Origin of the sequence: Klebsiella sp. ME-303 (assembly GCF_007910085.1) — a bacterium.
In the GTDB taxonomy this organism is placed as follows: Bacteria; Pseudomonadota; Gammaproteobacteria; order Enterobacterales; family Enterobacteriaceae; genus Klebsiella; species Klebsiella michiganensis.
This window is the reverse complement of sequence record NZ_VOJB01000083.1, coordinates 134,294-145,868: the sequence shown is the minus strand read 5'-3', so window position 1 is coordinate 145,868 and position 11,575 is coordinate 134,294. Positions and strand designations below refer to the sequence as shown.

9 protein-coding genes and 1 pseudogene are annotated in these 11,575 nt (G+C 61.6%); 3 read left to right on the top strand and 7 right to left on the bottom strand.

All coding sequences use genetic code 11. The annotated features are described in order from the left end of the window. Positions 1-58: 58 nt before the first annotated feature. Positions 59-805, bottom strand: a complete 747-nt coding sequence (gene phoC / locus FQK12_RS17500) for an acid phosphatase PhoC (RefSeq protein ID WP_014228964.1) — start codon at positions 803-805, stop codon at positions 59-61. Positions 806-1,032: 227 nt separating this feature from the next. Between phoC and selD the strand changes: the two genes are divergently transcribed. Together selD and FQK12_RS17485 are read left to right on the top strand one after the other, a co-directional pair. Next, positions 1,033-2,076, top strand: coding sequence for a selenide, water dikinase SelD (gene selD, locus FQK12_RS17490; RefSeq protein WP_014228965.1), 1,044 nt, complete (start codon positions 1,033-1,035; stop codon positions 2,074-2,076). Between the two features lie 4 nt (positions 2,077-2,080). After that, positions 2,081-4,013 (top strand): annotated as a pseudogene (locus FQK12_RS17485) (DNA topoisomerase III); the annotation flags it as partial. Between the two features lie 95 nt (positions 4,014-4,108). On the opposite strand, the gene gdhA reads toward FQK12_RS17485, so the two are convergent. Both gdhA and FQK12_RS17475 read right to left on the bottom strand, forming a co-directional pair. After that, positions 4,109-5,452 carry an NADP-specific glutamate dehydrogenase gene (gene gdhA / locus FQK12_RS17480; RefSeq protein ID WP_004850048.1) on the bottom strand — a complete coding sequence of 448 codons (1,344 nt, stop codon included), beginning with the start codon at positions 5,450-5,452 and terminating at the stop codon, positions 4,109-4,111. Positions 5,453-5,634: 182 nt separating this feature from the next. After that, positions 5,635-6,045 carry a pyrimidine (deoxy)nucleoside triphosphate diphosphatase gene (locus FQK12_RS17475; protein ID WP_014228967.1) on the bottom strand — a complete coding sequence of 137 codons (411 nt, stop codon included), beginning with the start codon at positions 6,043-6,045 and terminating at the stop codon, positions 5,635-5,637. An 86-nt stretch (positions 6,046-6,131) separates the two neighbouring features. Here FQK12_RS17475 and FQK12_RS17470 point away from each other — a divergent pair, with 86 nt between their 5' ends. Then, positions 6,132-6,749: a CDP-alcohol phosphatidyltransferase family protein gene (locus FQK12_RS17470; RefSeq protein WP_014228968.1), complete on the top strand. Its 618-nt coding sequence runs from the start codon at positions 6,132-6,134 to the stop codon at positions 6,747-6,749. A 134-nt stretch (positions 6,750-6,883) separates the two neighbouring features. On the opposite strand, the gene FQK12_RS17465 is transcribed toward FQK12_RS17470, so the two are convergent. From FQK12_RS17465 to FQK12_RS17450, 4 genes are all read right to left on the bottom strand, one after another. Continuing rightward, positions 6,884-8,191, bottom strand: a complete 1,308-nt coding sequence (locus FQK12_RS17465) for a rhodanese-like domain-containing protein (RefSeq protein WP_014228969.1) — start codon at positions 8,189-8,191, stop codon at positions 6,884-6,886. 78 nt (positions 8,192-8,269) lie between these two features. Then, positions 8,270-8,902 (bottom strand): ATP-binding cassette domain-containing protein, encoded by a 633-nt coding sequence (locus FQK12_RS17460; protein WP_014228970.1) that lies wholly within the window; start codon positions 8,900-8,902, stop codon positions 8,270-8,272. Beyond that, positions 8,902-10,437, bottom strand: coding sequence for an ABC transporter permease subunit (locus tag FQK12_RS17455; RefSeq protein WP_014228971.1), 1,536 nt, complete (start codon positions 10,435-10,437; stop codon positions 8,902-8,904). Before FQK12_RS17455 ends, FQK12_RS17460 begins: the two co-directional genes overlap by 1 nt. Then, positions 10,410-11,570 carry an ABC transporter substrate-binding protein gene (locus tag FQK12_RS17450; protein ID WP_014228972.1) on the bottom strand — a complete coding sequence of 387 codons (1,161 nt, stop codon included), beginning with the start codon at positions 11,568-11,570 and terminating at the stop codon, positions 10,410-10,412. The genes FQK12_RS17455 and FQK12_RS17450 overlap by 28 nt, the downstream gene beginning before the upstream one ends. Positions 11,571-11,575 lie beyond the last annotated feature (5 nt).

Here is an 11,575-nt window from a genome sequence, read left to right as displayed (position 1 = left end):
CCCGTAGCCCGGAAAAAGCGCGTCAAGCGCCGCCTCCGGGAATTTAACAGCGATGAGGTTACTTCTGCCGTTTCGCGAATTCGTCTTTCGCTTTCTGAAGCTGCTGCTGGAAGGCCGGATTGGTATGCAGCGTGGCGACGACCGCCGAACCGACGATACGCGCTGCGTCTACGTCGCTCTGCCAGTGATAGCCGCAGATCACCCGGCTCTCGCCGAGCTCAAAGCCGCGCTTAAGGATTTCATTTTGCCGCTGGGGATTAATCTCAGCCAGCACCAGCGCGGTGGCCCAGCCGATAGAGGTGTGGCCGGAGGGGTAGGAGCCGTTTTTCGACAGCGTATCCTGTTCCTTGGTGTTACAGGTGGCGACGCCATAAAACGCAAATGGGCGAATGCGCATGTACTTCTCCTTCGCTCCTCGCGTCGCCAGGTCGCCGGCATCTTCAATCATGTTGGTGAGCAGCTTGTGCAGCTCCGGCGCATCTTTGGCGGTAATGGGCGAGCCGAAGGCGCCGGAGAAGGCGTTGGCGACGCCGCCGCCGCTCAGGTTGGCGTCTTCAACCGCCAGCTTACCGCGCTCGGTGCCGCGCAGCAGACGGCCTTTCTCATACATCGCCTGATCGTTTAAAAACGCGATACTGCCCACTTCCGGCGGCGGCGGTAGCAGCGCGAGGCTGTCGATAGCCTGGGCGTTGGTCAGGTAGTAGAGATCGGGTTTTGTGGTGACGTCGTTACCGGCGGGAACCAGGGCGAAAGCGTTAAGGGAGAAGAGACTGGCCAGGCAAACGGCGAGAACACGCTTTTTCATGAAAACTTCCTTACGTTGTTATATGTCCAGAGAAAACAGAATTTATGCTTGTCATATTTCTGTCATTTTTTAGTAAAGGGTAAAATCACGTTGAAAAAGCGGGACCGCATCGCAAAATCGCTTTTTTGTCTGCTTAATGAGCAACCATACGCGATTTCGGACTGTCGCACTTACCACTCCGCCATTTGGGCGCTACCATATCGGGATTGCAATGACAGGAGATGTCCATGAGCGAGCAAGCCATTCGTTTAACGCAATACAGCCACGGAGCCGGTTGCGGGTGTAAAATTTCCCCTAAGGTGCTGGAAACTATCCTGCAAAGCGACCAGGCCAAATTTATCGACCCGAATCTGCTGGTGGGCAACGAAACCAGCGATGATGCCGCGGTCTACGATCTCGGTAACGGCACGTCGATCGTCAGTACTACCGATTTTTTTATGCCGATCGTCGACAACCCGTTCGACTTTGGGCGCATTGCGGCGACCAACGCCATCAGCGATATTTTCGCCATGGGCGGTAAGCCGATTATGGCGATCGCTATTCTCGGCTGGCCCATCAATACCCTGGCGCCGGAAATTGCCCGTCAGGTGGTTGAGGGCGGGCGCTTTGCCTGCCAGCAGGCGGGGATCGCGCTTGCCGGCGGCCACTCCATTGACGCTCCGGAACCCATCTTCGGGCTTGCCGTGACCGGCGTCGTCCCGACCGAGCGGGTGAAGAAAAACAGCACCGCGCAGGCCGGCTGCAAGCTGTATCTCACTAAACCGCTGGGTATTGGCGTGCTGACCACCGCGGAGAAAAAGTCGCTGCTGAAGCCTGAGCACCAGGGGCTGGCGACGGAAACCATGTGCCAGATGAACCTCGTCGGCTCGGCGTTCGCCAACATTGACGGCGTGAAGGCGATGACCGACGTCACCGGCTTCGGGCTTCTGGGCCACCTGAGCGAAGTGTGCCGCGGCGCGGGCGTACAGGCGCAGCTTACCTATGCGGATATCCCGAAATTGCCCGGCGTCGAAGCCTACATCGCGGCGGGCGCGGTGCCGGGCGGTACCGGGCGTAACTTTGCCAGCTACGGCCATTTGATGGGCGACATGCCGCCAGCGTGGCGCGATCTGCTGTGCGATCCGCAAACCTCCGGCGGTCTGCTGCTGGCGGTAACGCCGGAAGCCGAGGCTGAGGTGCAGGCTGCCGCCGCTGAGTTTGGTATCACGCTTACCGCTATCGGCGAGCTGGTTACCGCCCGCGGCGGACGCCCCATGATCGAGATCCGTTGATTTCATGCGGCTGTTTATTGCAGAAAAACCGAGTCTCGGTCGCGCCATCGCCGATGTGCTGCCAAAACCGCATCGCAAAGGCGACGGCTACATTGAGTGCGGTAACGGGCAGGTGGTCACGTGGTGCATCGGCCACCTGCTGGAGCAGGCCCAGCCCGACGTCTACGATGCGCGCTATGCGCGCTGGAACCTGCTCGACTTGCCTATCGTGCCGGAAAAGTGGCAGCTGCAGCCTAAACCGTCGGTGACCAAACAGCTTAACGTGATTAAGCGTCTGCTCGGCGATGCGCAGGAAGTCATTCATGCGGGTGACCCGGACAGAGAGGGGCAGCTGCTGGTGGATGAGGTACTTGACTACCTGCAGCTGGCGCCGGAAAAGCGTCAGCAGGTGCAGCGCTGTCTGATTAACGATCTTAACCCGCAGGCGGTGGAGCGGGCGATTAACCGCCTGCGCGCCAACAGCGAATTTGTTCCGCTGTGCGTCTCCGCGCTGGCCCGCGCCCGCGCCGACTGGCTATACGGGATCAATATGACCCGCGCGTACACCATCCTTGGCCGTAACGCGGGTTACCAGGGGGTACTCTCGGTCGGGCGCGTGCAAACGCCGGTGCTTGGCCTGGTGGTACGCCGCGATGAAGAGATTGAAAACTTCGTCGCTAAAGACTTCTTCGACGTCAAGGCGCATATCGTTACCCCCAAGGATGAGCGTTTTGTCGCCACCTGGGTGCCCAGCGAGGCCTGTGAACCGTACCAGGATGAAGAGGGGCGACTGCTGCATCGCTCGCTTGCCGAGCACGTCGTCAAGCGCATTGAGGGGCAGCCGGCGACGGTCACCGCTTATAACGATAAGCGGGACTCTGAGCCAGCGCCGCTGCCATTCTCCCTCTCGGCGCTGCAGATTGAAGCCGCGAAGCGCTTCGGCTTTAGCGCGCAGAACGTGCTGGATATCTGCCAGAAGCTGTACGAAACCCATAAGCTGATTACCTATCCGCGTTCGGATAGCCGCTATCTGCCGGAGGAGCATTTTGCCGGGCGCCATGCGGTGCTGAACGCGATCGGCGTGCACGCGGCGGATCTGCTGCCGCAGCCGGTGGTGGATCCGGAGATCCGTAACCGCTGCTGGGACGATAAAAAGGTCGATGCCCACCACGCGATTATTCCGACCGCCCGCAGTTCGCAGGTAAAACTCAGCGACAACGAAGAAAAGGTTTACGGCCTGATTGCCCGCCAGTATCTGATGCAGTTCTGCCCGGATGCGGTGTTCCGCAAATGCCAGATCGATCTCGATATCGCCAACGGCAAGTTCGTTGCCAAAGCGCGTTTTCTGGCGGAAGCGGGCTGGCGAACCCTGCTGGGCAATAAAGAGCGCGATGAAGAGAACGACGGCATGCCGCTGCCGGTGGTGGCAAAGGATGACGAGCTGCTGTGCGAAAAAGGCGAAGTGGTGGAGCGTCAGACCCAGCCGCCGCGTCATTTTACCGATGCGACGCTGCTATCGGCGATGACCGGTATTGCCCGCTTTGTGCAGGATAAAGACCTGAAGAAAATCCTGCGCGCAACGGATGGCCTCGGTACGGAGGCAACCCGCGCCGGGATTATCGAACTGTTGTTCAAACGCGGCTTCTTAACCAAGAAAGGGCGCTATATCCACTCCACCGACGCCGGGAAGGCGCTGTTCCACTCTTTGCCTGAAATGGCGACGCGCCCGGATATGACCGCCCACTGGGAATCGATTCTGACGCAAATCAGCGAGAAACAGTGCCGCTATCAGGACTTTATGCAGCCGCTGGTCGGTACCCTGTTCCAGCTTATCGACCAGGCCAGGAGCACGCCGGTACGCCGCTTCCGCGGAATTGTGGCCCCGGGCGACGGCAAGAAGAGCTTTAGCAAGGGGAAAGGCAGAGCCAAAGCGAAAGATAAAAAAAGCGCCGCCGGCCCTGCGGCGGAAAGTCCGCAATAAAAAACCCCGGGAAACCGGGGTTTTTCAATTATGTTCCGAACCCATATACAGGGGTTCATTCAGCGAGTGGACTTAAATAACACCCTGCGCCAGCATTGCGTCGGCGACCTTCACGAAACCGGCGATATTCGCGCCGCGTACGTAGTTGGTCTGCTTCGCTTCACCGCCGTACTCAACGCAGGCGTGGTGGATATCCAGCATGATATGGTGCAAACGGGCATCCACTTTCTCCGCTTTCCAGCCCATACGCGCGGCGTTCTGCGCCATTTCCAGACCTGAAGTGGCGACGCCGCCGGCGTTGGCCGCTTTACCCGGCGCGAACAGCACGCCCGCTTCGAGGAACAGATCGGTCGCCGCGATAGTGGTTGGCATGTTGGCGCCTTCCGCAACGGCCTTCACGCCGTTGGCAATGAGCTGGCGGGCAGCGTCGACGTCCAGCTCGTTCTGCGTGGCGCACGGCAGAGCGATATCCACCGGCACGGACCACGGCTGCTTGCCTTCAAGGTAGGTCAGGCCGAACTCGCGCGCGTAATCCGCCACGCGGCCGTGGCAGCGCTCTTTAATGTCGATCAGGCGCGCCAGTTTTTCTTTAGTAAAGCCAGACTCGTCAACCACGGTACCGTTGGAGTCGGAAGCCGTAATCACCCGGGCGCCGAGCTCCATGGCTTTCTCAATCGCGTACTGCGCCACGTTGCCCGACCCGGACACCGCGACGCGAGCCCCTTCAAAGCCCAAACCGTGGCGCTTAAGCATCGCTTCGGTGAAGTAAATCAGTCCGTAACCTGTGGCTTCCGGACGAATCAGGCTGCCGCCGAAGGAGAGGCCTTTACCGGTGAAGACGCAGGCGCTGTTGTTGGAGAGCTTACGCATCATTCCGGCCATAAAGCCCACTTCACGACCGCCCACGCCGATATCACCGGCCGGCACGTCGGTATCCGGACCGAGGTGGCGATACAGCTCAGTCATCAGCGACTGGCAGAAACGCATCACTTCGCCATCGCTTTTTCCTTTAGGATCGAAGTCGCTGCCGCCTTTACCGCCGCCCATAGGCAGGGTGGTGAGAGCGTTTTTGAAGGTTTGTTCAAAGCCGAGGAATTTCAGAATCGACAGGTTTACAGAGGGATGGAAACGCATACCGCCCTTATACGGGCCGATGGCGGAGTTGAACTGCACGCGCCAGGCGCGGTTAACCTGAACCTGATTGCGGTCATCAACCCAAACGACGCGGAACTGGATAGCACGCTCCGGTTCAACCAGACGTTCCAGCAAATTCATCTGACGATAGCGCGGATTTTCCTCAAGGAATGGCCACAGGGTGGTCATCACCTCGCGCACCGCCTGAGCAAATTCAGTTTGATTTGGATCGCGCTGTTGAACGCGGGCGAGAAAACCTTCCAGAGTGCACGTCTGATCCATAGATATAAGTTCCCCTTATGGTTGTGGTTGCGTCTATTTATTATGATTCGGCCCTTGAAAAAGCCGATTTTCCGACTATACCATCGGAAATCGTTAGTTAAGCAAGGAAAAATTGTTCAGAAAGCAAAATTTATAATCAGGCGGTGGTCATAATCAAAAACGATGACAACCACCCGATAAAATTAGCGGGAATGGAGAGCGGCGCGCTGGGCGATAAAGGCTTCGAGCAGGGGAATATCGGCTGGCGCAAGAGGGAAGGTTAACGCCTCCTGCGGTGAACACCAGCGCAGCTGACTGTGGTAGTGGGCGATTGGTTCGCCGTTAAAATGCGGAACCCACCAGGCGTGAAGATGTATCAGGCGGGCGGACACTTCGCGCTGGTGGCTGGCGATGTAGCATTCCGGCCGGGCGTCGATCGCCAGCTCCTCCCGGAGCTCGCGCGCCAGCGCCTGGGCCTGGGTTTCGCCGGGTTCGACTTTACCGCCGGCCAGCTCCCACATTCCCGGCTGATCCGCGTGGGGCGGCCGCTGCGCCAGCAGAATTTGCCCGTTGCGTTCGATAATGGCGGCAACAACATCAAGGGTTTTTAGCATGTGAATCATCGTTCTGTACGGGATAATGGCCTATTATCACCGTCCTTGTCCCCGTCAAACAACCCTGAATTCGCTGGAGAGACTTTGTGCTTGACCGTCATTTGCATCCCCGCCTGAAACCTGTCCTCAACGCCGCCGCCGCCCTGCTGGATCGTCCGGCTATCTCTCCCGATGGCCTGACGCTCTTTGGCTTTGCGATTGGCGTGCTGGCGCTGCCGTTTTTAGCCCTGGGCTGGTATCCGGCGGCGCTGGCGGCGATCGTGCTCAACCGACTGCTGGATGGCCTGGACGGCGCGCTGGCCCGGCGACGCGGATTAACCGATGCGGGCGGTTTTCTCGATATTTCTCTCGATTTCCTGTTTTACGCCCTGGTGCCGTTTGGCTTTATTCTTGCCGATCCGGCGCACAACGCGCTGGCGGGCGGCTGGCTGCTGTTCGCGTTTATCGGTACCGGCAGCAGCTTTCTCGCCTTTGCCGCGCTGGCGGCTAAGCATCAAATCGATAATCCGGGCTACGCCCACAAATCGTTTTATTATCTCGGCGGGCTGACGGAAGGGACGGAAACTATCGCGCTGTTTGTGCTGAGCTGCCTGTTTCCGGCGTGGTTTGCGTGGCTGGCGTGGATGTTTGGCGCACTGTGCTGGCTGACGACCTTTACGCGGGTGTGGAGCGGATACCTGACCCTGAAGCAGGTAAGAGATTGATGGGCGGGTTTTTCCCGGCTGCGCTTAGCCGGGCTACGGGGCCACAGTCGTCAGCGGTCCGGTGCGCCAGCGCCGTCTTCGGGAAATGCGCCGGGAAGGATGCCTCCCGGCGGTTCATATGGCCAACAGGCGAATTACATACTGCTTTCCGGGCCGCGTTCCCCGCGCGAGACCGGGTTTTTCGGGTTGCTGCTCCACTCGTACCAGCCGCCGTCGTAGACCGAGACGTTGTTCCAGCCCATCGCCCGGGCGTACATAAAGGTTTCTGAGGCGCGCCAGCCGGTACCGCAGTAAAAAGAGACCTGCTGGTTCGGCAGAATATTCCATGATTTCCACATCGCGGCGATATCATCTGCGCTACGCATGGTGCCGTCCGGATTATGGAAATCCTCCATATGGGTGGAGTCGCTTCCGGCATGGCCCCAGCGGGCCCCGGCAATCTCCCCCATCGGCTTGATATAGCTGTAGCCGCTGGTGGTGCCGATAAACTCCGGCCAGGAACGAATGCTTACCAGCGAGGCGTCCTGACGGTGCAGCAGGGCGCGAGCCTGCTCGGTATTGAGCATCAGCTGCGGCTGACCCGGGATCGGCGCGCCGAACTCCGGCTCGGGCTTCTGCTTCGGCGGCGTTCCGCGCTCGACCGGCAGCCCGGCGTCGGACCAGGTTTTCCAGCCGCCGTCGAGCAGGCGTACATCCTTAACCCCGGCGTAGAGCATGATCTGCGCCACGCGGGCGGCGGCATACACGTCGCGACCGTACAAAATCACCGCGGTGTCATGGCGAATACCGTGTTTTGCCAGCATCGCTTTAAGCTGCGCGTCGGAGACTTTGTTCCATAGCGGCTCGCTCTCCACCTCGTTGGTATCGATATACCCGGCGCCCGGAATATGGCTCAGCAGATAAAACTTCGGCGCGCCCCAGGCGGCCTCGAACACCTTCCAGTGCCCGGCAGGCGCGGCGGTGACCGGTTTACCCTGCTGGAGGTCGTGCAGCCACTGCGGATACACCAGCTGTTCAAAATGCGGCAGCTTCTGCAGGCGGTCCGCCTGGCTCAGGGCGTCGCCGAGCGAGCTGAGGTGAGTGAAACCAGCCGCCTTAAGGCGCGCCGCGACTTTCGCGTTGTCGTCGGCGTTGCCGTACAGCGCAATCGGCGTAGAGGCCTGCAGATTGTGCAGCTTAGCCCAGGCGCTCAGCTGTTCATCGTTCAGCGAGCCAAGCCAGCTGGCGGCGAGGTTGAGCGCCTGCGGTTCATGGCCCTGAGGGCCGTTGGCGCCTTGCGGCCAACCGTTATAGAAAGCGCTAAGGCGCGTATCAATAGCGACGCCGTTGTGCTGTTGCAGCGTGGCAAGCGTTAGCGTTGGCATGGTGTCAGCGGCGGAGGTGGAAGCAGCAGCAAGCCCCATCAGCAGGGCGAGTGCGGTCAATTGAGAAACACGTTTCATCGAAATGCCCGGCAGTAGAAAATTGAGCGGCAATTCTCCGCGAACAACGCGGAGAATTCTTTGCGATAGCGCAGGCTTTCATTGCCAGAGCCCCATATGCAAACAGCGTCCGCCGGCGGGCGTATCCTGGTCATCATGCGTGACCAGCACCGCGGGGATCGCCTGCCGCGCCAGTTCGTTGAACACCCAGCGGCGAAAATCGGCGCGCAGCGCAACGTCGAGGCGGTTAAACGGCTCATCCAGCAGCAGCGCCCGCGGTCGGGCCAGCAGGGCGCGCAGCAGGCTGACCCGCGCCCGCTGGCCGCCGGAAAGGGTGGCCGGATCGCGCGTATAAAACCCCGCCAGACCGGCGCGCTCCAGCGCCTGTTCGACCTGGGCTTTGCGCTGGGGGCCGCGGACGTCAGCGGCAAGCGCCAGGAGTAAATTTTGCCCGACGCTGAAGTGGTCGAACAGCAGCGCGTCCTGGAACAGGATGCCGATGCGCCGTCGCTCGGTGGGTAAACTGTCGCAGCGCTGGTTATCCAGCCACAGCTCGCCGGCGGCGCGAAAATTCTCCGCCAGCGCGCCGACCATCCAGGCGAACAGGGTTGATTTACCGCTGCCCGAGGGGCCCATGAGGGTCAGTATCTCGCCGGGAGCAACGGAAAAGTCGACGTTGCGCAGCAGAGGCTCTCCGTTGAGGCTGAGAGTCAGGTTTTTGACGATCAACATTAGCGTAATCCTTGTCGATAGCGGCCGGTCAGCCAGGCCAGCAGCGCGGTGGCGGCAAAAAACAGCGCCGGCAGCAGTAGCTGCCATAGCGCCTGCGCGGCCAGAGTGGACGTCTCGCCGCCGCTGCTCAGCGCGACGGCTTCGCTGGTGAGCGTCGGGAACCGTCCGCCCCCCAGCCATAACGTCGGCAGATATTGCGCGATGCTTACCGAAAAGCCCACCGCCAGCGCGGTCAGCAGAGGACGCGTCAGGGCGGGTAAGGTAACCAGCCAGAAGATGCGGCCTCGTTGCCAGCCGAGGGTGCGGGCGAGCAGCTCCATGCGCGGGTCGCGAGCGCGCCACGCGGGACGCAGAATAAACAGCATCCACGGCACGACCCACAGCAGGTGCCCCCATAAAACGGCGACCCACTCGCCGTCCAGCCACGTATACAGCGCCAGCTGATATTGGCCGTCTACCAGCGGCAGCGCCGGTAAAATCAGCGGCAGCCAGATCCATCCGTCGAAACGGGAAGGGCCAGACGCCAGCCACAGCAGGCAGATAACCGCGCCGAGCGACGCTGAGCAGAGTCCAAGCCACAGGCTGTTGCCGACGCTATCGCTGACCGGCTGGCTATTCTGCGCCGCCGCGGCAAGCAGCAGGGCGCAGGCCACGCCGCACAGCGGCAGAAGAAGGGCGAAGCTTTTCCCGGCGAGCGCCCGCGGCTGCGGGTGGCGGATCCCCTGAACCTGCGGGATCCGCCGTCGCCAGAGACGCCAGACTCCCCACGCCGCCAGCGCCATGATGGCGAGCGTCAGCAGCAGTACCAGGCTGGCGAGGGCGCCTTTCGCCTGCTGGATCTCATCGCCCTGGCTTAACCATTGCCAGGCCAGCACCGCCAGCGTCGGCGGGTTACCCGGGCCAATCACCAGCGCGACGTCGACCGCCGAAAGGCTCCAGGCGGCGGTGGCCAGCAGCGCTATCGACAGCGCCGGAAGCAGCGTGGGCAAGACTAACCATTTCAGGCACTGCCAGCGTCCGTAGCCGAGGCTTTTTAATACCGTCGCCTGTCCGGCCAGGCGTTTCTCGCCTAACAGGCCATAAACCACCCACAGCAGAAACGCGCTCTCTTTGAGCGCCATCGTCAGGCCCAGTCCAATGCCGTAGCGGTCAACCGGCGGGGTAAAAAAGGGCAACAGGCGCGGGAGCCAGCCGCCATCGGCGAAGAGCAGCAGGGCGGCGGTGGCGAAGGCCACGTGAGGTACCGCCAGCAGCAGAGGGAGCCTTGCGGCCAGCCGCCGCCAGCCGCCCGACGGCCAGAGTGCGGCCACGACGGTGAGCGTGATGATCAGCGCGCCGCCAACCGATAGCAGAGTTGAGACGAGAGTCGCCGCCAGCGCCTGGCTGAATTGCGGGTCGGCAAACAGCGACAGCCAGCGCGCGCGGCGGAGCGCCGGAAGCGCCATCAGCGCAGCGGCCGGCAGCAGCGGCAGATAGATCAGCGCGACGGCGGCCCAGGCCAGCAGCCTTAGTGCGTGCCGTAGCGGCGCAGCCATTCCTGCTCCAGCGCGTCAACCCAGGCCGCGTGCGGTTCACCCAGCATCGGCGGCATATTCTGCGGCACAACGGCGTTAAAGGCCTGCCGCTCAGTCTCGGTTAATTTCGCCGGATCCAGCACGCTGGGGTCCCCCCACACCGTCGGGTCGGCCTTGCGTAGCTGGGCCTGGGGCGAGAGCAGGAAATTCGCGACCACTTTCGCCCCCGCCGTCGCCCGGGCATTGGCCGGGATCGCCACAAAGTGGACGTTGCCAAGCATCCCCTCGCGGAAGCCGAAACCGTAGCTGTCTTTCGGCAGCTCGCCGCTGACCGCTTTTTGCTGCGCGTGCAGCGGGTTAAAGGTGATGGACAGCCTGAGGGTCCCATTTTTAAGCATGGCATCCATGCGGGCGGGCGAAGCCGGGAAGTCGCGGCCCTGGCGCCACAGCAGAGGATGAAGCCGATCAAGATAGTGCCACAGCGGCGCGGTCACGGCGGCGAAGGTGGCCTCCTCAGGCGGCTGGCGTAGCGCGTCGGGCCGCGGAGTCAGCGTCAGCAGCAGCTGTTCAAGAAACGCGGTACCGGTAAAATCCGGCGGACGCGGGTAGGTGACGCTGCCGGGATGCGCGGCGGCGAAAGCCAGCAGCGCCTGCGGAGAGGTGGGCCCGTCGGGCGTTTGTGATCGGCGGGCGATAAAAGTGAGCTGCGCGCCGCCCCACGGCGACTCGGCGCCGTCGGTGGGGATGGAGAAATCCTCGCGCACCGGCTTTTGCGTATCGACAAAGCGCCAGTTGGGCAGGGTTTCCGCCCACCGGGTTTGCAGCAGCCTGGCGTTTTTCAGGGTGCGGAAGTTTTCGCCGTTGACCCACAGCAGATCGATGGAACCGCCTTTACTGCGTCCGGCGCGGGCTTCGGTCTGGATGCGCTTTACCGCGTCGGCGGCATCCGCAATATGCACGATGCGCAGGTCGATAGCGTAGTCGCGCTTTACCTCACCGCTGACCCAGTCGAGATAGCGGTTCACCGCCGGATCGCCGCCCCAGGCGTTAAACCACACCGTCTGGCCGCGGGCTTCTTGTTGTAGGGATTGCCAGCCGGCGCTGGCGGCCAGCGGGGAGAGCAACAGCAAAGCGAAGACCAGCACACTGCGCATAACCA

Bases quoted from the DNA above. Each gene is read 5' to 3' on its own strand.
- FQK12_RS17465 (WP_014228969.1), bottom strand. From the start codon at position 8,191: ATGAAACGTGTTTCTCAATTGACCGCACTCGCCCTGCTGATGGGGCTT.
- selD (WP_014228965.1), top strand. From the start codon at position 1,033: ATGAGCGAGCAAGCCATTCGTTTAACGCAATACAGCCACGGAGCCGGT.
- FQK12_RS17460 (WP_014228970.1), bottom strand. From the start codon at position 8,902: ATGTTGATCGTCAAAAACCTGACTCTCAGCCTCAACGGAGAGCCTCTG.
- FQK12_RS17475 (WP_014228967.1), bottom strand. From the start codon at position 6,045: ATGCTAAAAACCCTTGATGTTGTTGCCGCCATTATCGAACGCAACGGG.
- phoC (WP_014228964.1), bottom strand. From the start codon at position 805: ATGAAAAAGCGTGTTCTCGCCGTTTGCCTGGCCAGTCTCTTCTCCCTT.
- FQK12_RS17455 (WP_014228971.1), bottom strand. From the start codon at position 10,437: ATGGCTGCGCCGCTACGGCACGCACTAAGGCTGCTGGCCTGGGCCGCC.
- gdhA (WP_004850048.1), bottom strand. From the start codon at position 5,452: ATGGATCAGACGTGCACTCTGGAAGGTTTTCTCGCCCGCGTTCAACAG.
- FQK12_RS17450 (WP_014228972.1), bottom strand. From the start codon at position 11,570: ATGCGCAGTGTGCTGGTCTTCGCTTTGCTGTTGCTCTCCCCGCTGGCC.